The organism is Cuniculiplasma divulgatum (genome assembly GCA_031200235.1).
GTDB lineage: Archaea > Thermoplasmatota > Thermoplasmata > Thermoplasmatales > Thermoplasmataceae > UBA509.
In genome coordinates this window covers 1,541,883-1,561,945 of sequence record CP133595.1, presented here as the reverse complement: position 1 = coordinate 1,561,945, position 20,063 = coordinate 1,541,883, and the positions used below count along the sequence as shown (strand labels likewise).

General features: G+C 47.0%; 20 protein-coding genes. 9 read left to right on the top strand and 11 right to left on the bottom strand.

Annotation, left to right across the window (positions count from 1 at the left end; genetic code table 11):
* Positions 1 to 18: 18 nt before the first annotated feature.
* Positions 19 to 906 (bottom strand): aldo/keto reductase, encoded by an 888-nt coding sequence (locus tag RE469_08200; protein WMT44177.1) that lies wholly within the window; start codon positions 904 to 906, stop codon positions 19 to 21.
* 131 nt (positions 907 to 1,037) lie between these two features.
* Here RE469_08200 and RE469_08195 point away from each other — a divergent pair, with 131 nt between their 5' ends.
* Genes RE469_08195 through RE469_08180 form a run of 4 tightly spaced genes read left to right on the top strand, consistent with a single transcriptional unit; the run spans position 1,038 to position 5,677 of the window.
* Positions 1,038 to 2,522, top strand: coding sequence for a type II/IV secretion system ATPase subunit (locus RE469_08195; GenBank protein WMT45654.1), 1,485 nt, complete (start codon positions 1,038 to 1,040; stop codon positions 2,520 to 2,522).
* Positions 2,522 to 3,433 carry a type II secretion system F family protein gene (locus RE469_08190; GenBank protein ID WMT44176.1) on the top strand — a complete coding sequence of 304 codons (912 nt, stop codon included), beginning with the start codon at positions 2,522 to 2,524 and terminating at the stop codon, positions 3,431 to 3,433. Before RE469_08195 ends, RE469_08190 begins: the two co-directional genes overlap by 1 nt.
* Positions 3,430 to 4,254: a type II secretion system F family protein gene (locus tag RE469_08185; GenBank protein ID WMT44175.1), complete on the top strand. Its 825-nt coding sequence runs from the start codon at positions 3,430 to 3,432 to the stop codon at positions 4,252 to 4,254. The genes RE469_08190 and RE469_08185 overlap by 4 nt, the downstream gene beginning before the upstream one ends.
* A gap of 1 nt (position 4,255) precedes the next feature.
* Positions 4,256 to 5,677, top strand: coding sequence for a type II/IV secretion system ATPase subunit (locus tag RE469_08180; GenBank protein WMT44174.1), 1,422 nt, complete (start codon positions 4,256 to 4,258; stop codon positions 5,675 to 5,677).
* Here RE469_08180 and RE469_08175 read toward each other — a convergent pair.
* The 6 genes from RE469_08175 to RE469_08150 all read right to left on the bottom strand — a co-directional run bounded on the left by RE469_08175 (position 5,674) and on the right by RE469_08150 (position 11,806).
* Positions 5,674 to 6,963 carry a sodium:proton antiporter gene (locus RE469_08175; GenBank protein ID WMT44173.1) on the bottom strand — a complete coding sequence of 430 codons (1,290 nt, stop codon included), beginning with the start codon at positions 6,961 to 6,963 and terminating at the stop codon, positions 5,674 to 5,676. The genes RE469_08180 and RE469_08175 overlap by 4 nt on opposite strands.
* Positions 6,964 to 6,972: 9 nt before the next feature.
* A complete protein-coding gene (locus tag RE469_08170) occupies positions 6,973 to 7,704 on the bottom strand; it encodes an NAD+ synthase (protein WMT44172.1) in 732 nt (243 codons plus the stop codon).
* A 66-nt stretch (positions 7,705 to 7,770) separates the two neighbouring features.
* Positions 7,771 to 8,610 (bottom strand): bifunctional 5,10-methylenetetrahydrofolate dehydrogenase/5,10-methenyltetrahydrofolate cyclohydrolase, encoded by an 840-nt coding sequence (locus tag RE469_08165; GenBank protein ID WMT44171.1) that lies wholly within the window; start codon positions 8,608 to 8,610, stop codon positions 7,771 to 7,773.
* A 4-nt stretch (positions 8,611 to 8,614) separates the two neighbouring features.
* Positions 8,615 to 9,700: a glucose 1-dehydrogenase gene (locus RE469_08160; protein ID WMT44170.1), complete on the bottom strand. Its 1,086-nt coding sequence runs from the start codon at positions 9,698 to 9,700 to the stop codon at positions 8,615 to 8,617.
* Positions 9,701 to 9,918: 218 nt separating this feature from the next.
* On the bottom strand, positions 9,919 to 10,497 hold the full coding sequence (gene ribA, locus RE469_08155) for a GTP cyclohydrolase II (protein WMT44169.1): 579 nt from the start codon (positions 10,495 to 10,497) through the stop codon (positions 9,919 to 9,921).
* A 103-nt stretch (positions 10,498 to 10,600) separates the two neighbouring features.
* Positions 10,601 to 11,806, bottom strand: coding sequence for a hypothetical protein (locus tag RE469_08150; GenBank protein WMT44168.1), 1,206 nt, complete (start codon positions 11,804 to 11,806; stop codon positions 10,601 to 10,603).
* Positions 11,807 to 11,956: 150 nt separating this feature from the next.
* On the opposite strand from RE469_08150, the gene RE469_08145 reads away from it, so the two are divergent.
* Positions 11,957 to 12,847 carry a phosphoribosylaminoimidazolesuccinocarboxamide synthase gene (locus RE469_08145; GenBank protein WMT44167.1) on the top strand — a complete coding sequence of 297 codons (891 nt, stop codon included), beginning with the start codon at positions 11,957 to 11,959 and terminating at the stop codon, positions 12,845 to 12,847.
* Here the strand turns inward: RE469_08145 and RE469_08140 are convergent, their stop codons facing one another.
* Positions 12,848 to 13,243, bottom strand: coding sequence for a hypothetical protein (locus RE469_08140; protein ID WMT44166.1), 396 nt, complete (start codon positions 13,241 to 13,243; stop codon positions 12,848 to 12,850).
* Between the two features lie 51 nt (positions 13,244 to 13,294).
* Between RE469_08140 and RE469_08135 the strand changes: the two genes are divergently transcribed.
* A complete protein-coding gene (locus RE469_08135; GenBank protein ID WMT44165.1) occupies positions 13,295 to 13,942 on the top strand; it encodes a 3'-5' exonuclease in 648 nt (215 codons plus the stop codon).
* Positions 13,943 to 14,050: 108 nt separating this feature from the next.
* Here the strand turns inward: RE469_08135 and RE469_08130 are convergent, their stop codons facing one another.
* A complete protein-coding gene (locus RE469_08130) occupies positions 14,051 to 14,473 on the bottom strand; it encodes a CBS domain-containing protein (protein WMT44164.1) in 423 nt (140 codons plus the stop codon).
* 263 nt (positions 14,474 to 14,736) lie between these two features.
* On the opposite strand from RE469_08130, the gene psmB reads away from it, so the two are divergent.
* The 3 genes from psmB (at position 14,737) to RE469_08115 (ending at position 18,443) form a co-directional block, all read left to right on the top strand.
* Positions 14,737 to 15,369, top strand: coding sequence for an archaeal proteasome endopeptidase complex subunit beta (gene psmB, locus RE469_08125; GenBank protein ID WMT44163.1), 633 nt, complete (start codon positions 14,737 to 14,739; stop codon positions 15,367 to 15,369).
* Positions 15,370 to 15,414: 45 nt separating this feature from the next.
* Complete coding sequence (locus tag RE469_08120) at positions 15,415 to 17,337, top strand: beta-CASP ribonuclease aCPSF1 (GenBank protein ID WMT44162.1); 1,923 nt, start codon at positions 15,415 to 15,417, stop codon at positions 17,335 to 17,337.
* Positions 17,338 to 17,540: 203 nt separating this feature from the next.
* Positions 17,541 to 18,443, top strand: coding sequence for an ornithine cyclodeaminase family protein (locus RE469_08115; protein ID WMT44161.1), 903 nt, complete (start codon positions 17,541 to 17,543; stop codon positions 18,441 to 18,443).
* An 8-nt stretch (positions 18,444 to 18,451) separates the two neighbouring features.
* Here RE469_08115 and fsa read toward each other — a convergent pair whose 3' ends face one another.
* Both fsa and RE469_08105 read right to left on the bottom strand, forming a co-directional pair.
* The gene (fsa, locus tag RE469_08110; protein WMT44160.1) at positions 18,452 to 19,123 is read right to left on the bottom strand and encodes a fructose-6-phosphate aldolase; all 672 of its coding nucleotides are present in this window, start codon (positions 19,121 to 19,123) and stop codon (positions 18,452 to 18,454) included.
* Positions 19,107 to 20,063, bottom strand: a complete 957-nt coding sequence (locus RE469_08105) for a transketolase family protein (protein WMT44159.1) — start codon at positions 20,061 to 20,063, stop codon at positions 19,107 to 19,109. Before RE469_08105 ends, fsa begins: the two co-directional genes overlap by 17 nt.

The following is a 20,063-nucleotide window of genomic DNA, read 5'->3' as shown; positions in this document are numbered from 1 at the left end:
AGGAGATTGAGTGATCATTTACGAATGGTCCACAGGGTTGTACGGCCCCCGGACCCTCTCAATGGAATTTTCTAGCATCTCTATCTCTTCTGGAGTCATTTTCCAGCTCATGGCACCTGCGTTTTCCTTAACATGATCTGGATTAGATGCACGCGGAATCGGAAATACAAAATCATATTTGCTCATGAACCAGTTCAATACTATCTGGGTTGCTGTCTTATTCCCATGCTGATTTTCAATTGCCCTCATTATATCCTGATTTATTGCAGAAGTGCCAGTCAGTTTTCCATGCCCAAGAGGGAAATATGCCAGTATTGCAATACCGTTCTCCCTGCAGTATGGAAGAATATCCTTCTCTATGTTCCTGTGTGCCAGACTGAAATTCATCTGGGTGGAACTCAGAGGGTATTTTTTAAGCCATGATACGACTTCTTCAGTCTGTGCAAGAGTGAAGTTGCTAATCCCGATGTACCTTATCTTCCCCTGATCCACAAGGTGCTCCATTGCCCTGAGTCCTTCCTTTATCCTGTTCTTGTTTGAAGACGGAAAATGCATCTGATAAAGATCAATGTAATCCGTTCCAAGATTTCTCAGGCTTCTCTCGCATGATTTAATTAACGAGTCGTATGAAAAATGAAGCGGCATCACCTTTGTAGCAAGAAATATCTCTTCACGTGGCATCCCCTTTATGGCCTCCGCCACAAGTGGTTCACTCTGATATAGTTCTGCAGAATCAATGAGATTTATTCCCGATGCGATTGCAGACTTTATTGCCTCAACACGTCTCTGTCTGCCGGCTTTTATTCGCAGAATCTTGGCTGGTGCTATCCATCTGAAGTCATAGTATGTACCGACTCCCATTGGGCTGATCTGGGCATCTGTCTTTGCAAATCTTATTCTTTCCATCTGGTGATCATGCATTTGCGCATATTAACGTTATAATCCGCACGGTTGCCATGTTACCAGTGAAACAATGGCGAAACACACAACACTGATAATTTTTATACAGACGAAACACTTAGTTCTCTAGCTTGGTAATGGATTCTAAGAGAGATTCCCCAGAGGAAGCGGCAAAATGGGATGGGCCGGGCGAAGTGCTCGATTCGTACGATCTGCAGGGAGGCAGAGCAAGGATCAACATTTTCAGATCACCGGAGAACTCCGAGATTCTCTGCAACGTAGAAGAACCGAAGCTCACGGGAAAAGAGATGAGCGAGGTTTGGCGGCTTGAGGAGATGATCTGGACATTCATACCAGACATGGCCGGAGCTTCTCAGGATCTTTCGCTGAATATGAGCGCCCTCATTGAATCATTCATCCACGAGAGAATGCCGTGGATAAAGGGAGAATTAAGGGAGAGGTACATGTATTACCTGAACAGGGATTTCAACGGCTACGGGATCATAGATCCCCTTGTCAGGGATGGAAAAATAGAGGATATATCCTGTGACGGCCCCGGAATTCCTGTATTCATATTCCATAGTGTTTTTGGCTCCATATCAACAAATATCACCTTCAGGGATTCAGTGCAGCTTTCCTCCTTTATAGTCAGGCTTTCCCAGATGTGTGGAAAGTCAATCTCCATCAATTCGCCCCTTCTGGATGGAATAACCCGTGACGGTCACAGGGTTGAGGCCATATATTCCGGCGAAATTTCGGGAAGAGGGCCGGCCTTTACCATACGCCTGTTCAGGGAAAGCCCGTTCACTCCCGCTGAACTCATACACCTGGGAACTGCTAGCCCTGAAATGATGGCATATCTCTGGATGATGGTGGAGAACCTGAATTCTGCACTTATTGTGGGGGCGCCGGGATCAGGCAAGACTTCCGCACTGAATTCTATTCTCATGTTCGCACCTGTAAATACAAAGATTTTCAGCATCGAGGACACCAGGGAACTCAACCTGTCACACCAGAACTGGGTCGCCGCCGAAACCAGGGAGATTGAGCGAGAAAGCCTCACGGGGGTATCATCCTTCGGCCTGTTTGACCTTGTCAAGGTAGCTATGCGGCAGAGGCCAACTTACATAGTTGTTGGTGAGGTCCGAGGAAGGGAAATGTACGCACTTTTCCAGGCCATGGCTACTGGGCACACCACGTATTCCACTGTTCATGCAGATTCAATGGAATCACTGATGAACAGGCTGGAGAATGAACCCATGAACGTGCCGAAACTCATGATTTCATACCTCAACATAGTGATATTCATCAATTTTGTAAGGAAAGGTGAGAAGAAAGTAAGGAGGATAACCGAGATAGACGAAATTGCAGGAATTGATTCAAGGACTGGGGACATAACCTACAACCGTGTATTCACCCACGATCCGGCAGGTGATACTTTCTGGTTCTCTGGAAACAGCATGCTTTTGAAAAAAATTGCTGAACAGAGATCCATTCCAGTAGAAGAAGTCTCGAGAATATTGCAGACCAGAGCAAGTATCCTCAAGGAGTCAGCAGATTCTAAAATGAAACATTCCGATCTTGCTGAAACAATACAAAGATCATATATGGGAGGCAGCTGATGTTTCCAGGCGCACTGCGTGCAGGGAATAAGAATGACAGCGAATTCCGTGTTCCAGCCATGAGGCGCTATGCCGTCAGGTTTTTCGGGAAGTTCCTTTCCAACCACATTAACCAGGAATCCATGGAAAGAAACCTGAGAAGAGCCAAAATGGGAATGAGTGGAGTTGAATTTTATTCTGAGGCCACTCTTTATTCAATAATATTTGGAGTGATTCTGGTGGCAATGGACGCGATTTTTCTTCATCTATTTCCGGATCTCAGTATAATTATTGCCTCGGTGAGCTTTCTGGCCATTGTTGTATTTGTTGCGCTCTTCCTTGAACTGCCCGTAAATGTGTTAAGAGTAAGAAGAAGAAAGATAGATTCCATCCTGACAGTTACCATCGGCTATTTTGCCACGATGGCATCAGCAGACATACCTGTTGACATAATATTCAGAGATCTGGGCGAGAGCAGACAGTACGGCGAGGTCAGCAGGGAGGCAAGAAGCATCTGGCTCAGGACGTCGGTCTTCGGGCAGGATATAATGAGTTCCATAAGGGAAGCTGCCAAGAATTCACCGAGCCAGAGGTTTGCAGATTTTCTTCAGGGAATAATCACAAGCGTCAATTCCGGTGGTGATCTCAAGTCCTACTTCACGTCAAAGGCGCAGCAGTTCCAGGAGGAGTTAAGGTCAAGAATAAGGCAGAATTCCGATTCCATGGGGATACTTGCGGAGAGTTTTGTAACTGTAGGGGTTGCATTTCCCCTCATACTCATGATTATAGTGGGTGTCGTGGCTTTTCTTTCTCCAGTTCCTCCTGCCGGTTACATAGTGATTCTCATATTCACCGTGGCAGTGATCATACCGGCACTGCTGGGCATATTCGCATACTTCTTTGGAAGCACGGAGGGTGAGATAGAACTATGAGAAGAGAAACTGCCATATCAGTGGTGTCAATATCAGTTGCGTTCCTGATAGCTGCATTGGTCACTGTGATCTCCCTACGCATGGGAAGAAATGACAGCATCCTGATCTTCTCCATACCATTTGCAGCATCGATTGTGCTCATCCCTGCAGGAGTTCTGAGGAAAATGAGGCTCTCGCAGATAGATAGCGCCAGGAAGAACCTGCCTGAATTCCTCAGGGACCTGTCTGACTACACCATGTACGGGGTTCCCCTTTCGGACGCAGTTGTCAGGGTTTCAGCAAACGATTATGGATCCCTCAGTCCCGAGATTAAGGATCTGGCAAGAAAGGTGAAAGGAGGAGAACCTGTGGAAGAAGCCATGGAGAACTTCGGCCAGTCAATAGGAATCATGGACCTGCAGAGGATTGGTGTGATACTGCGTAAGGCCGGCGAATCCGGAAGCAACACTGCGGACGTCATAAGCCTCATTTCAAATTTCACATCCCAGCTTCAGCTTCTGAGGGAGGAGCGCGTTGCTGAGATGAGGAACTATAACCTGATCCTCATGGTCTCCTTCGCTGTGTTCTTCATAGTCATTCTTATCATTGATCTTCAGTTTTTCCATGCCATAAAGCTCAGCAGCACCGGAGCATTTGCTTTTCATTCTACCGGGGCAACGGTTCTGGAAAGAATATTTGATATAGGCATTTATGTGGAAGCCGCCGGCATCGGAGCAATCATCGGAATGGTGAAGAACAGGAACCCGTCATCCGGATTTCTTGAAATGGGATCAATGCTGCTCATTTCATCACTTGTGCTTGCAGTAGCCGGAGTGATCTGAAATGGATCATGAAGTGCTGGAAAAATACGACATTGAAGGGGGAGTTGCTGAGGTCCGTATAGCCAGAGATAATGATGGAAAGGTGAGCTACAGGATCATTGAAAGAACTCCCAGTGATGATATAATGAAGGAGGTCGACAGGATCCGATCAGCGTACCTGGACAATCCCGGTACAGAGACTGTTGAACAGTATATTGAGGCACATAACCATGGAAACCGGCCCCTGCGCGCACTGCTTTACTATGTGAGCAGATATGCCATAGGTTTACAGATAGTTGAACCGCTGATGCATGACCCGAGAATTGAGGATATTTCATGCGATGGTCCTGGCATTCCGGTATATGTTTTCATCAGGGAGTACGGTTACATCCCCACCAGCATAGTGTTCAGCAACGAGGAGGAGCTGAACTCCTATGTGAGAAGACTCTCCCAGTTCGGGGGCAAGCAGATTTCCGCATCTTCGCCAATAATGGAGGCTACACTGCCCGACGGATCAAGACTTCAGGCTTCCATTGGAAGGTATATCACATCCAGGGGCCCAACATTTTCCATAAGGAGATTCAGGGAAACACCCATGAGCCCTGTTGATCTCATGGATACCGGCACTGCTGACAACGCCGTAATGGCATACCTGTGGACAATCATCGAAAGTGGTGCAAACATAATGATAGTGGGAGGCACAGCAAGCGGCAAAACCACTTTCCTCAACGCGGTTCTCTCCTTCATACCTCCGGACAGAAAGATAGTGACCATTGAGGATACCAGGGAGATCAACCTTGCGCATCAGAACTGGATAGCTGCCGTGACCCGTGTTACTCCCGGAACAGATGAAAACCAGAGCGGGAAATCCAGTGAGATAAGCATGTTCGACCTGCTTGAATCATCTCTCAGGCACAGGCCCAATTATATAATTCTGGGTGAGGTGAGGGGACATGAAACCTTCACGGTTTTCCAGGCAATGTCTGCAGGGCGCTTCGGAATGGGAACATTCCATGCTGATGATGTTTCCACATTCATCCACAGGCTGGAATCAAAACCAATAAGCATTCCACGAAACCTCACCGCGTCACTGGATACCATCATAGTTCTGAAGACCGGAATTGAAAATGGCAGGCTCAAGAGATACGTGGGGGAGGTCGCAGAGATTGTCGGGATAGATTCCGGAAGCGGCGATATAGTGACCAACTCAATATTCAGGTTCGAGAAGGGCAGATACACATACTCGGGTTACAGCTACGTGTTCAGGCGTATTTCCGCCAGGGAAGGCACTGAAGAGAAGTCTCTTATGCAGAATATGATGCTTAGAAAGGCTGTTCTGCAGAAGATGTCGGAGATGGGCATTTCAGGATTCCATCAGGTTTTCGAGTTCTTCTCCCTGTATTCCAGGGATCCGACAAGGGCACTGAAGATACTCGGGCTTTAGGAGCCATTCTGAGGTGGCTTGAGAAGCTTTTTTGCCACAATGGGAATATAAACTGTCTGTATTATTATGGAGAAGAGCACCACAAACGACACAACCACCGCTATTATTGTACCATAGTGAAGGAGGAGTGGGTTGCCTGTTGTAACCCCAATTGTATAGGGGACAGTTGACATTACCACTGATACCACTCCCCTTGGGCCCACAAGGGAGTAGAAACCCATGGTTCTTCTGTCCACAGCGGATCGGCTGCGCTTCTTTGGAAAGAATGAGAGGGACCCGAACACAGCGAGGGGCCGTGCCACAAATATAACCAGAAGTGACATGGCAATTCCGATCAGGGCATACTGTTCTATCTCCAGCCGTGTGAGCATGCTCCCGAGGCTCAGGAATATCACTGCCTGTGCCAGGAATGACAGGTTTTCCTGGAAACTCTCTTCCCTGCTCCAGAATATGCTCTTGTCAGAAAAGTTGCCCACTATTGCTCCGGTTGCGATAATTGCAGGGAAGGGCGTGATTCCCACAGCCTCCATTATTGTGAATTCCAGGATCACTATGCCCAGCAGGAGTCCAACTATGAGGTTTTCAAAATTCAGGAACCGATTCAGGATGATGACTGTGAAACCTACGAATATGCCTATAAGCGACGGTATTGCGATCTGTATGATGAAATATACCACGGAACCAAAGGCAAAGCCAAGTCTTGTCACTATGCCGGAGAAGGAAGATATGTAGGTTGAGTTTGGAGCAATGAGAAGTATTGCGACAGAAACCAGGATTATACCGATGGGATCATTGAAAAGGCTCTCGCCGACAAGAGTCCCGGAGACATCGTCCTTGATGTTTATTCTCTTGAACAGTGGAATCAGCGTTGCAGGATCTGTAGGAGATATTATTGCTCCGAACAGGAAACCTATTGAAAACGGTGCCCTGAAGATAAGGGAGAAGATTGACCCGGCCACCAGAGCGGTGATGATGACCCCAATGGTATCCAGCGATGCTATCTTGAAAAAGTGCCTCCGTATGACCCTGAAATTCATGTGATGGCTTTCGTAATACAGGATGATCATTATGCCGAGAAGACCAATTCCTATCTCCCCGAACTGGGTGAGGAAGTTTGAGGCAAAGGTGTGGTTTATGATCTCAAGAACAGGCCCGAATATTATCCCAAGAATTATGAGTATTGGTATATCAGCAATTGCTGCTTTCCTTGATATTGGTATGGCGAAGGCTGCAAGTATAAGGATAAGACTTATCTGATAATACTGTGCCTCGAACGCCGATATCATTGGTGCCTCTCAGCTCAGCAACGATGCTGGCATCCTCCTCTTGTGCTGGCTCCTGCCGTACATATCCATTATCTTCCTGTCATTTTCTCCGGACGGAGGTTCCTTCCTGTCAAATAGGCGAATTATGGCTTCATCCATTTCGTCATAACTCATTCCCATCTCATCCTCGTCAGTCTGGTTCTCCCATAGTCCAGCACTTGGTTTTTTCATTATTATGCTTTCTGGTACACACAGGAATTTTGCCATCTCCCTGACCTGGAATTTCAGCAGGTGCATGATTGGTTCGACATCACAGGCACCGTCTCCGTATTTTGTGTAGTACCCCGTTATGTACTCGGTCCTGTTTGTTGTTCCTATGACCAGGCCGTCATTGATGTTTGCAAGGTAATAGAGTATGACCATGCGAATCCGGGACTTGATATTCCCTGCAGCCCTGGTGTCTGTGACACTCAGACTTTTAAAGAATGATTCTGCAATTCCGGATATTGGTTTCATCTCCACAGGGACACCTGTTGCCCTTGATAGCTCCATGACATCATTGTAATCAGCACTCTGCTTTCCTGTTTCCGGGAGATGAACTGCCACAATCCTCTCTGCAGGTATGGCTCTTGAAAGGAGTGCGAGCACAAGCGCACTGTCCACGCCCCCGCTCACGCCAATGATAGCCTTATGGCCTGAAAGCTGATCCCGGAGAAAACCAGTGATTAACGCTGACTGTTCCTGAGGCTTAAAACTGTACATTCTGATCTTTATCAGCGGTGCATAAATAAATATTTACAGTGTCTGGCGAAATCGAAGAGTTCGCCTTCATTTCCCGGGTTTCAATTTTCTGGCAGCCATGAGATTGGAGAATACCATGGTGGAAGTAACCGCACCCACACCTCCTGGAACGGGCGTTATGGCTCTTACAATTGGCGAAAGCTTTTCGAAATCCGCATCTCCGGAGATCTGCCCGCCCTTGGAGTTTATTCCAACGTCTATGACTGATGTGCTTTCCGTGACGTATTCTGGAGTCAGAAATCCGGGATGTCCTGCAGCCACAACTATAACGTTGCACGATCGTGTGATTTCATGGATTTTCAGGGATCGGCTGTGCAGGATGAATGGAGTGTAATTTGATGATAGCATGAGCATTGAAAGCGGTTTTCCCACGGTTATTGTCCTGTTTATTATGGCTACGGATGAACCCTGCGGAACCTGCATGGCCCTCATGAATTCCATCACAGCAAGTGGAGTTGCCGGTGCCAGGCACGGTGCTCCGGACATAAGCCTGCCAAGGCTTGCATATGTGGCTCCGTCAACATCCTTCCAGAAGGGTATCCTGTTGGCCAGTTCCACGTAACTGAGATGTTCCGGAACCTCATTTTCAAGTATGATTCCATCCACCTCAGGATCAGCCGCAAGGGAATCCATGAGATCTGCAGCTTCCTTTGCCGATGTCTCCGGAGGAAGAGAGTGCGCATCAACCTCTATTCCCAGATCATGCCCCTTCCTTATCTTTGCCCTGAAATATGAAGCAGATGCAGCATCTTTTCCAATTCGTATCACCGACAGTTTAGGAGGATTGCCCTGATTTCCTATCTCATTCCTGATCCTTTCGGCTATGCTGTCTGAGATGGTTCTGCCCTCGTATACAATTGCAGCCACATTATCACTCCCATGAAATTACAGTCTTGATCTCGTCAGCCGGTTTCTTCAAGAATATTCCCGTGTCATCGGGGCTGACTCTTGCAGTTATCATGGTTTCCATGGCTTTGCCATAGTGTGCCTTCCACTGGTATATGTCCTGAAGAGCCCTCTCATAGTGAATCCTCGCCCCGTCCACTGAACCTACGATATTGAGGTTCTTTTCAACGATGCTTCCAAGAATTTCTCCATCCACCGGTGCTGGTCCTGCTTTCCCATTGGTGCCAAACAGCACCACGATGCCATTGTTGTTCATCTTTCTCAGAAAACGAAAAACTGTTCCGGGATCACCACTTGTGTCAATTAGCAGATCAATGCCATTCTCCTCCCTGATACCTGTTCGGGCGTAATCGTAGAAACTCATTCCTGTGTCTTCAACAAGCTTTGCTTTTGTATTGTCAAGCGAATGCCTGTTTGTTATGCCTGTGCTGAAACCATAGTCCATTGACTTAAGCGCGAAGAGGAAACCCTCACTGCCTGTCCCTATTACAACTGCCCTCTTTCCATCGTATGCTCCTGATGAATCTGTGAATATGGATCTGCGGGATATGATGTCAAGTACTTCGAAAACCTTCTCAACGTTCTTTACCGGTTCAGTCAGGACTGCAAGATCATCCTTCCTGTTGCCTGGAACCCTGACGAGATATTCCGGAAAATCCCCGAACTCATCGCGCATGAAACCGTGAAGCCCCGTGACGCCAGCCTCATGTTTCTGGCCATCAGAGCAGTTGTCGGATCTTCCAACAAGGCAGTTCAGACATTTCCCTGGCCTTCTTACCATTGGTACAACGATGTCGCCGGCCTTTATATTGTACTGATTTGGTTCTGCGGATATCACCATGCTCAGGCTTTCATGACCAAGTATGAGCCTGTTTTCGCCATGCGGGTTATATGCGAATGGCAGTGCCCCGTTCACAATGCCCCTGTCTGTGCCACATATCCCTGTCAATATGGGCTTGAGAATTACTGGAAAGTCGCTGTAATCCACATCCCGGGATTCTATCTGCACTCCGCCCTGCGGAGCGTCGGTAACGATGGATCTGATTATCATGATAAAGTTATCCCTGAAATGTATTTAAACAAGACCGGGAGCCATTCCAGTGATGATGTTCATGAAGCAGTTGATTCCACCTGCTGACATCCTCTCCTCTCTGAAGAACGGAGGAGCTTTCTTGCTTAAAAGATTGTGAATCAAAAGTTTTACCTGTAGAGGACAAACCCCCATAATAGAGACGGATCCTTACTGCAAGAAGTGCCAGAATCTGGATTTCAGAGCTGGTGACCCATCCTGACCTTCTTGGTGGTAAGATAGAATTCATCATAGGGCGTCGGCTCGCTCTTTATGGGGATCCTCTCAGATATTGTTATTCCGTTGTGTGTCAGGAAATCCATCTTGGCAGGATTGTTGGTCATGAGTTTTATTGTGTTGATATGGAAATATTTCAGTACGTCCACTGCAAAAGAGTAATCTCTCTTGTCCACCGGGAGCCCAAGCATAAGATTAGCCTCCACAGTGTCATAACCCTCATCCTGAAGGCTATAGGCCTTGATTTTGTTCAGGAGACCGATGCCGCGCCCTTCCTGTCTGAGATATATGAGCATGCCAGCCTCAACTCTTCCAAGGTAGACAAGGGAACGGATAAGCTGATCCCTGCAGTCACACCTTTTGGAACCCAGAACATCGCCAGTGAGGCATTCCGAATGTATTCTCACCGGTATGTCCTGGCGGTTCATCACGTCACCTCTCACCAGGACCGCGTGATCCTTCCTGTCATCTGAGCTGAATGTGTAGATGTCAAACATACCTGCCATGGTTGGCAGTTTAGCCTTTGCATTTAGTTCTATCATCGAATTCACTCTTAAGAGCCCCATAACTTATAAAAATATTGATAAAAATTTTGAGAATATTTTGTCTGCCTCAGCCTCAGGGTTCCCCAAGGTATTCCCGGTCTTAAGAAACATCTCTTACAGCTATTTTTACGGCTCCAACGGTTTTTTCTCCGATCCTGAAGAGATATATGTCCCTGCCGCCACTAAGCCCGGCCGATAATGAGTCTCTTGCCTCATAATAACTTCCATCCTGTACGCCATATCTCAGAAAAACCCTGCCTGCATCCACTGCACGTAAATCTGACCCTATGTCCTGAGAGTTTGAAGTGAAGAGAACCTCGTATATCTCTCCCGGAAACCTGTCAATTATTCTTGAAGCGCATGCCAGATATCTCCTCTTATCGGATGCCACCGGGCTTATTCCGGTCTCTGCAATAACCTTTCGCACCAGTTTTGCTCTTATGACGGCAGGATCAAATGAGTACAGATAATCATCCTCGCATGACCCGGACACTGGGGGATTGTCCTCGGGAGTTCCGCTGATCCTTATACCCCGGGGAAGAACCACGGCAGAAACCTGGGAGTTTGAAATCTCCCCCGTATACAGGGTCAGGCGGTTCAGAGATCCTTCCACAGAAATGTATTCCTTTTCACCCGGTATTGTAATGTTGTTCCATTTCATCTGTGGAGGAAGATCAAAAATAAAATTTGCTGTCCTCCCTCTAACCGCTGAAATGACGGCATCTGGAGGTGGAGTGAGATCGCCCAGCCTGCGCTCTGACGCACCTGATGGTCTGGCCGGATCGCTGAAAACCACAGTATCATCAGTGATTTTACCAGCTTCAAGTGCCCTGATACCGTCTCCATGAATGAATCTTAAATTTCTGCCACTGTAGACATCACCATTCAGCAGGGACATCATATAGCGGTCAGCGTCAGACTCAATGCCCACTGTGGACAGGTTGGACCGCGACATTATGGCAGTCTGTATGCCGCTGCCCGACCCTATGTCCATGAGGTTCATGCCGGATATTCTGCCTGCCCTGTAATTGCAGACCACCTCCGGAGTTGAGAAACTTGACAGGTACTGGTCCAGCCACACCTTTTCATAGAGCGAAAATTTGTGAGAAACCTTGATCCTTGCCTTTGCAATCTCAAAGATGATTTCAAGATCGCCCTGCGGTATCTTCAGTATCCTTCCAATGGATGTCCTGTCTCTCCCTTCCCTGATGAGATCCATAACAATGGATATCCTCTGATTCATTTTTTCCCTGAATGCAGCGTCGTGCCTGACATGGTCAAGGAAAACTGTCATCCTGCTTCTCATTGTTTCTTACCATGATTTACAGCGCGTATATTTAGCAGACTGTTGGCAGAAGCATAATATTTCATCTCGGGAATGCTCCTGGAATTTGCAACGTGCCTGCCCAATAAATAATGAAAAAAGCATTAATATTATTGTAAGCTAACGACACTCATGCAGTTGATACGGACCGGTAAGGTCAAGGAAGTGTATGATGAGGGAGAAACCCTGCTCTTCAGATTCACGGATAAGATATCCGTTTTTGACAAGATGATTCCAAGCCTGATTCCCCATAAGGGAGAATCACTGTGCAGGACCTCTGCTTACTGGTTCAAGATGGCAAAGGAATCTGCAAGAGTTGAGACGCACTTCATTGATACTCCGGCACCGAACGAGATGAGAGTCAAGAAATTCTTTGTTCCCGAAGGTAAAGGAAGCCCGTACGAAATTGAGTATGTCATTCCTCTTGAATTCATAATGCGCTATTATGTGGCCGGTTCCCTGTTCGATCGCCTTAATGAGGGCACGCTGAAACCTGACGATGTGGGCCTTAACCACATGCCAAAATACGGCGAGGAGCTGGATGACCCATTCTTTGAGGTTACCACAAAATATGAGAAATTTGATCGCGTCCTGACAAGGGGTGAGGCCATAGAAATTGGAGGCATGACCGGAACAGAGATCAACAACATCAGGGAGACCATCCTTAAGATAGACAGGCGCCTCAACAAACAGGTTCTCAGCAGGGGTCTCATACACGCCGACGGAAAGAAGGAGTTTGCCTTCGGCCCTGGAAGGCAGCCGGTCATAATCGACACCTTTGGAACTGCAGATGAGGACAGATTCTGGGACCTCGAAAAGTACAATTCCGGAGAGGTCATTGAATTGAGCAAGGAATCCGTGAGACAGTACTACAGAAGCATAGGTTATCATAAACAGCTTTACGACGCCAGAAAGAAGGGTGAAAAGGAGCCGGAAATCCCTCCGCTGCCACCGGAAATGATCCAGAAAACCTCGCAGCTTTATGTGGACATGTTCCAGCGGATTACAGGTCAGACCTGGTAATCACTGGATCCCAAGATCAACCTGCGTCTCTATGTAATGCCACATCTGGTGTTCCAGTTCATAGGACCATAATGCTTCCGGAACCTCCAGATAGGCCATCATTGGATTTGTAAAGAATGGTTCTGTAACTTCATTTTTGAGGTCCTTCAGCCAGTCTGCAACCCCAATCCTGATCTTGAAGTTTGATGGAGTACCGTCAATCATTATTGTGTATGCCCTGTTGGCTGCCAAAATGGTCCTGAAAATTCCGCCCTTTTTCGCCTGGACTATGTAGCCCTGTGGATGCTTTGATGACTGTGTCCTGAAGCCTTCTTCTCTAAAGAAATTTTCAATCAGATCCTGTAACTGGTCAAGGTTGACCCTTTTTCCTAAATAGTCTCTCTGTGCAAATTTCATATGTTCCGTAAGTCTGGAATATTATTAAACGCTTATTGCAATATTCCATTTATGACGAGATCCCCCTATGAAACCATAATACCTGCAATAATCAAATCAGACGGAAAGAACTGCGTTTTATCAATTGATCTCGAAACACTCATACTGAAGAAGGAGCAGTTCCTCACCTATGAGAAAATCATAGCTGTCTCCCTGTCCTATATGGATGGTGACATGAAAACCCAGCTCTATGTGGCAGAAGATGACAGCGCTGATTCTGAATTTGAGATACTGTCAAAACTGGATACTTTCATAAGGGACTTCTCTCCATCAGTGATAATAGGATACAACCAGACAGGCTATGATATTCCGCTGCTCAGGATGAAGATGGCAAAGCTTCCATATGGAAAGCAACTCTGGAACCTCAAGCATTTCCTGTCCGTTTCATACACACTGGACATGATGCAGGTAATTGCGGAATTCCTTGGAAAATACGATGGTGATTACCGCTTCAGAAAACTGTCCGAGGTGGTAAGCCATGAGGCGTTTGCTGATCTTCCTCTTGACAGGAAAAAACACCTGGTGGTCAGGAAAGACATGAACATAGGGGAAGCCATACACGAAATGTGGAAATCAAAGTCTTCTGAATTTCTTGAATACTGCAGGGGCGACACCCGTGACGTCCTTTCGATTTTCAATTATATTTTCCGGGTTGACTGACTGGAATGAAAAACCTGCACTACAGCGCCCAGATAGGTGATATCGTCTCAACCCTGAAGGGTATGGGATTTCTCGCTCATAAATGTCAAAAAAAAGAAATTATTGTGATCAGAAGCTTCCGAATCTGGCAATGACGTCAGAGAGGTTATCCATGTAGTCCTTGAAAATCCTGAGCACATCACGGCTCGTTATGACGCCAATGAGCTTGCCGTTTTCAATAACGGGTAGCCTCCTGACACCTTTCTTGCTCATGAGCACTGTGACCTGATCCGTAGGCGTCTTTGGATCAACAGACATGAGTGGCGTATTCATGATATCCTTCAGCAGAACCTCCTTGGGATTCAGATCCTTTGAGACTATTTTGTTCACGAAGTCCCATTCCGTGACCATTCCAATGGGTTTGCCATCACGTTCGATAATTGCGAATCCCACATGATCATTGCTCATTATCTTTGCCGCCTGACTGGCTGTTGTTTCTTCTTTCATCATGGACGTGTATTCCTTCATTATGTCTCTGGCGTAAAGAACCATGCTTGAGTATAACATGAGTATATTTAAGCAAAGCCCACCTGCTTTCCGAAGGCTTAAATTTCAAAAAGACATTGGAAAAAACCTGTTATTGCAAATGTTGAACAATCGCTGATTCTCCGTATTTCATTAGGACATGTTACTGAAGATGTTTTCTATTGGTTTCAGCATGTCCTGAAGGCTGCCGGCTAGTTGCTGTCTCATGCAGGAAAATATTTAATATGACATTAAACTACAGCAATTACAGGTTTTTAGGACGTGAATTCATGGAACAGACGTTACATACCGGAACAACCACTGTTGCAATTACAGTGAAGGATGCGGTTGTCATGGCCACTGAAAGGAGAGTGACCATGGATCACTTCATCATGCACAAGAATGGAAAGAAGCTTCACCAGATTGATACTCATGCAGCAATGACAATTGCAGGGCTTGTGGGAGACGCCCAGGTACTTGTAAGATACATGTCTGCCGAGCTTGAGATATACAGGCTTCAGAGACGTGTGAACATGCCCATCGAGGCAGCAGCCACCCTCCTGTCTAACATACTTAACCAGAGTAAATTCTACCCTTATATGGTGCAGATACTCATTGGAGGTTATGACAGGGCGCCACACATATTCTCTGTTGACGCAGCTGGTGGATCAGTTGAAGACATCTATGCCAGCACAGGATCAGGATCCCCCATGGTCTATGGAGTCCTGGAAAACGGCTTCAGGAAGGATATGTCTGTGGATGAAGGCGTGGAGCTTGTCATACGTGCAATATCGGCGGCAAAGCAGAGAGATTCAGCTTCAGGCGGAATGATAGATGTGGCCGTTATTGACAAGAACGGTTTCCGTCAGATTCCTGAAGAAGAAGTGGCAGACAGAATAAAAAAATTCAAGTTACTGCTTTAAATTTCCATTAAACATTTATCAAGTTAAATTGGGGCGTACCCAGAAATGTCTTTTAGAGATTATCTATCGGAAGCAAGAAGTATATTCGACAAGCTCTATCCCGACAACCAGATCACGGAGGTGGACTATGAGGGACCAACCATTGTAGTCTACACCAAGAACCTTGATCTGTTCTCACACAGGGATGATCTGGCAAAGCAGATCGCACAGGAACTCAGAAGGAGGATTGCCATAAGGCCGGACCCAAGTATTTTACTGCCTGAGGAGGAGGCAACACTGATCATACATGAGATAATTCCTGATGAGGCCGGATTCAGGGACGTCTATTTTGAATCCGACACCGGAGAGGCAGTAATAGAAGTGGAAGAACCATCCATTATAACTGCCAGGGATGCCGAATATGTATCCACCATAAAGGAGAAAACCAAATGGTCTCCCAGGTTCGTCAGGGCCCCACCCATGCATTCCAGAACGGTCAAGGAAATGAGGGAGTTCATGAGGGAAGTCAAGCAGGAACGCAAGGTTTTCCTGCACAATCTCGGGGAAAAACTGAACATCCCGCCCATGCCCGGAGAAACCTGGATTCGCATAACGGCAGTGGGCGGGCACAGGGAAGTTGGGCGCAGTGCCACCCTTGTTTCGACCAACAACTCACGCATCCTTGTTGACTGCGGCATGATGAACGTCAGCGGAGATGAGGATTCCCCATGGGCCAGCGCACCATACCTGTATATTCCAGAAATGCAGCCATTCAGTGCAATAGATGCTGTTGTGCTGACCCATGCTCACCTTGACCATTCCGGACTCCTGCCTATTCTGTATAAATACGGCTATGAAGGACCGGTTTACATGACACCACCCACCAGGGACCTTGCAGCACTGCTCCAGAATGATTACATAAAGGTTGCTCATGCTGAGGGCCATAAGGGGCCATACGAATCAAAGCATATCAGAGAAGCCCTCAAAAGATCAATAGTCCTCAGGTACAATGAAACAACGGACATAACAAGGGATGTTAGGCTGACATTCTACAACGCCGGGCACATTCTTGGATCGGCATCCGTTCATCTCCACATTGGAGAGGGCCTCTACAACGTGGTGCTCAGCGGTGATGTGAAATTCGAGAAGACATGGCTCTTCAACCCTGCAAACAACAAATTCCCACGGGCAGAGACGTTCATGACTGAATCAACATACGCCGGAAGGAATGACTATCACCACCCGCGTGCGGAGGCCTCAAACAATCTTGTTGATATAATCAACAGAACTTTCGAAAGATCCGGATCAGTTCTCATACCTGTTTTTGCAGTGGGAAGAAGCCAGGAGGTCATGCTTGTTCTGGAAGAGGCCGTCAGAACAGGGAAACTGCGCGATGTGCCTGTTTACCTTGATGGCATGATAATGGAGGCAACAGCCATTCATGCAGCTTATCCTGAGTATCTGAACAAGAATCTCAGGGAAGCCATAATGGTCAAGAGAGAGAACCCGTTCCTCAGCCCCATATTCAGGAGAGTTGAATCAAAGAAGCAGCGTGAAGATATATGCGATTCAACTGAGAACCAGATCGTACTTGCAACGTCAGGAATGATGAACGGCGGCCCTGTGATGGAGTACTTCAAAAGCTGGGCCCCTTCGCCAAAGAATTCCCTTGTGTTTGTGGGTTACCAGGCGGATGGAACACTGGGACGCCGCATCCAGCGCGGATCTCCGGATGTAACCCTGTCGGAGAACGGCAGACAGGCGAAATATGAGATCAAGATGGCAGTCGAGAATGCTGAAGGATTTTCAGGACATTCTGACAAGAGACAGCTACTTGCGTATATAGCCACAATGCAGCCTAAGCCCCACAGGATACTTGTCAACCATGGGGATGGCGAAAACGCAGTTGAATTTGCGCGGCTCATACGCTCCAGGTTCGGGATCGAGGCAGTCTCTCTGAAGAATCTTGAGACATTGAGGCTGTATTGAACCCTCATCTTTTCCGGCAATTATAGAACTGGCTCAGATTACGTGCCATGGCAGATCACCATTATCCTGACCGGTATGCCTGGATGTCCGGCATTGCTTTTCTTTTATTTTCGTCCCTTTGTATTCTAATTTGCCTGAGAATTTATCTTTTTTAAATTTTATAAACTGATGGCTTTAATAATTTGCTGGGGTTTTGGACAACAATGATTTCAATGGCAGATGACAATGACGTAGCGGAATTTGGAATAGGGAGAAGCATTTCCGTCATGGAGCAGTGCTTCATTGAGCGTTGTCACGGAACACTGGAAAGCCCGCCCAGACTGCACGCTGGATTGACCGATGGACAGATTGTATTCACCGTTGGAGGCAGCATTATGCAGCATGTTGCAGGCTTCAGGGTCTACACAACATTTCCCCATGACCAGCAGATGACTGCTGTATACGATTCTGCTTCTGGACATCTCGATGGAGTTGTTGAAGGATCTCTTCTTGGCGCTTACAGAACAGCCTCTATTGGAGCGCTATCAATTAAATACATGTCCAACAGCAATGCAGAATCCCTTGGAATAATTGGATCAGGTGTGCAGGCTTTTCATCAGGTTATGGCTGCCCTCAATGTCAGAAACTTCTCAGCTATATATTCTCATTCAAGAAATCAAAATCACCTGCATACCTTCGCAGATAAATTAAGAAGTTACGCCCATGTGCCAGTATATGAAATGGAAAGCGCAGAAGAAGTTGCAGCAATATCTGATGTAATAATCACAGCCACAAGGAGCGGTTCTCCCCTATTCTCTCCTGAGAAAATCAGAAAAGGCACCCACTTAGTTGCAGTTGGACGGAAGTCTGTAGGAAACAGTGAAATAGATCCTGCTGTGGCAGAACTCTGTACAGTACTTGCCACAGACTCTCCTGCACAGCTTGAGGATTACGATCCGCCGCACATAATGGCTGGGAAAAAGATTACGGATCTCAGTGAAATAATATGCGGGAAACGCCCTGGCCGCATTTCCCCAGAAGACGTAACAATGTTCCTTTCTGTTGGGCTATCTGGCACTGAAGTTATGCTGGCAAAGGCAATACTGGACAGAAAAGTGAAGTTATGATGGGGATCCTAGAGCGGGAAACTTCCATCAGGGGAGACTTTCTTCCAGTCGTCCAGAAATCTTGCCAGCCCCTCGTCTGTCTTAGGATGGGATGGCAGCTTCTTCAGGACGTCGAATGGGAGAGTTATTACATCAGCCCCAATGATTGCCGATCTGAGGAAATGTATGGGGTTTCTGACTGAGGCCACAAGGATCTTGGTGGAAATGCCGTAGTTCACAAATATGGTCTTGATTTCATCAATGATCTGCATTCCATCCTCACCTATGTCGTCAAGCCTTCCCACGAAAGGTGACACATATTCTGCACCGCTCTTTGCGGCCAGCAGAGCCTGGATTGGATTGAATATCAGCGTGCAGTTCACCGGTATCCTCTTTTCCTTGAGGCTCTTTATGGCCTTCAGGCCGTCAAGGGTCATGGGAATCTTTATGACGGCATTTGCACCCAGCTGGGAGATCTTCAGTGCCTGTTTCATCATGTTGTCATAATCTGTTGCAACAACCTCCACGCTCACCGGGCCAGGAGTTATATTGAGTATTTCCTTGATTATATCCTGGAAGCTCTTTCCCTTGCCCGCCTCCCTTGCAGCGAGACTGGGATTTGTTGTTACGCCATCAACCAGCCCAAGATCTACACCCTGTTTAATCTCTTCAACATTTGAAGTATCAAGAAATATTTTCATATCTAGGTTCCTCCCTGAAGCAAGCTTCAGCAAACTTTACCATATCATTAACTCCCATATGAAAATAATCGAAGAGTTCCCATGATTTTCCGGACTTTCCGAATGTGTCCTTCATTCCCATCCTCCACACCGGTACAGGATACTCTTCCGAGGCAATCTCGGCAACCCTGCTTCCAAGGCCATTGTAGATGGAGTGTTCTTCTACAGTGACAATCTTGCCGGTGTCCCGTGCTGCGTCAATCACTGCTTTCCTGTCCATCGGCTTGATAGAGGACATGTTTACAACCCTTGCATCTATGCCCTTGGATTTCAGCGCATCGGCTGCCTGAAGGGCAAATGAGACCATTACGCCTATTCCCATAATGGTGATGTCGTCCCCATCCTTCAGGACAGTTGACTTTCCAGGCCTGAACTCATAGGACGGATCATTCAGTACCGGAAACTTCTCCCTTGTCAACCGGACATAGTAAGGTCCCCTTCCCTGATTTGCAAGATAGTCAATGACGCTCCTTGTTTCCACGGAATCTACCGGAACAGCCACCTTCATGTTCGGAAGGCCACTCATTATGCCCAGGTCCTCCACTATCTGATGTGTTGCCCCATCTTCACCCACCGTTATTCCAGCATGGGTCACAACAAAATTAACGTCAAGATTGTTGTAGCAAACAGACTGTCTCAACTGTTCATAGGTTCTTGTCAGGAAAACCGCAAATGTGGATGCAAAAACTTTTTTCCCTGAAAGTGCCAGACCAGCGGCAGTTTCCACCATGGACTGCTCGGCTATGCCCATGTTGAAGAACCTGTCAGGAAACTCCTTGCCGAATACAGCAGTTTTTGTTGAACTGGAAAGATCAGCATCCAGAACAACAATGTTGCCGTGTGTGCGACCCAGATTCCGGAGCTCTTCGCCATAAGTTTCCCGAAGGCTTTCAGCTTTCAT

Coding starts and splice junctions, on each gene's coding strand:
- RE469_08200 (WMT44177.1), bottom strand. CDS start 906: ATGGAAAGAATAAGATTTGCAAAGACAGATGCCCAGATCAGCCCAATG.
- RE469_08195 (WMT45654.1), top strand. CDS start 1,038: ATGGATTCTAAGAGAGATTCCCCAGAGGAAGCGGCAAAATGGGATGGG.
- RE469_08190 (WMT44176.1), top strand. CDS start 2,522: ATGTTTCCAGGCGCACTGCGTGCAGGGAATAAGAATGACAGCGAATTC.
- RE469_08185 (WMT44175.1), top strand. CDS start 3,430: ATGAGAAGAGAAACTGCCATATCAGTGGTGTCAATATCAGTTGCGTTC.
- RE469_08180 (WMT44174.1), top strand. CDS start 4,256: ATGGATCATGAAGTGCTGGAAAAATACGACATTGAAGGGGGAGTTGCT.
- RE469_08175 (WMT44173.1), bottom strand. CDS start 6,963: ATGATATCGGCGTTCGAGGCACAGTATTATCAGATAAGTCTTATCCTT.
- RE469_08170 (WMT44172.1), bottom strand. CDS start 7,704: ATGTACAGTTTTAAGCCTCAGGAACAGTCAGCGTTAATCACTGGTTTT.
- RE469_08160 (WMT44170.1), bottom strand. CDS start 9,700: ATGATAATCAGATCCATCGTTACCGACGCTCCGCAGGGCGGAGTGCAG.
- ribA (WMT44169.1), bottom strand. CDS start 10,497: ATGATAGAACTAAATGCAAAGGCTAAACTGCCAACCATGGCAGGTATG.
- RE469_08150 (WMT44168.1), bottom strand. CDS start 11,806: ATGAGAAGCAGGATGACAGTTTTCCTTGACCATGTCAGGCACGACGCT.
- RE469_08145 (WMT44167.1), top strand. CDS start 11,957: ATGCAGTTGATACGGACCGGTAAGGTCAAGGAAGTGTATGATGAGGGA.
- RE469_08140 (WMT44166.1), bottom strand. CDS start 13,243: ATGAAATTTGCACAGAGAGACTATTTAGGAAAAAGGGTCAACCTTGAC.
- RE469_08135 (WMT44165.1), top strand. CDS start 13,295: ATGACGAGATCCCCCTATGAAACCATAATACCTGCAATAATCAAATCA.
- RE469_08130 (WMT44164.1), bottom strand. CDS start 14,473: ATGGTTCTTTACGCCAGAGACATAATGAAGGAATACACGTCCATGATG.
- psmB (WMT44163.1), top strand. CDS start 14,737: ATGGAACAGACGTTACATACCGGAACAACCACTGTTGCAATTACAGTG.
- RE469_08120 (WMT44162.1), top strand. CDS start 15,415: ATGTCTTTTAGAGATTATCTATCGGAAGCAAGAAGTATATTCGACAAG.
- RE469_08115 (WMT44161.1), top strand. CDS start 17,541: ATGATTTCAATGGCAGATGACAATGACGTAGCGGAATTTGGAATAGGG.
- fsa (WMT44160.1), bottom strand. CDS start 19,123: ATGAAAATATTTCTTGATACTTCAAATGTTGAAGAGATTAAACAGGGT.
- RE469_08105 (WMT44159.1), bottom strand. CDS start 20,063: ATGAAAGCTGAAAGCCTTCGGGAAACTTATGGCGAAGAGCTCCGGAAT.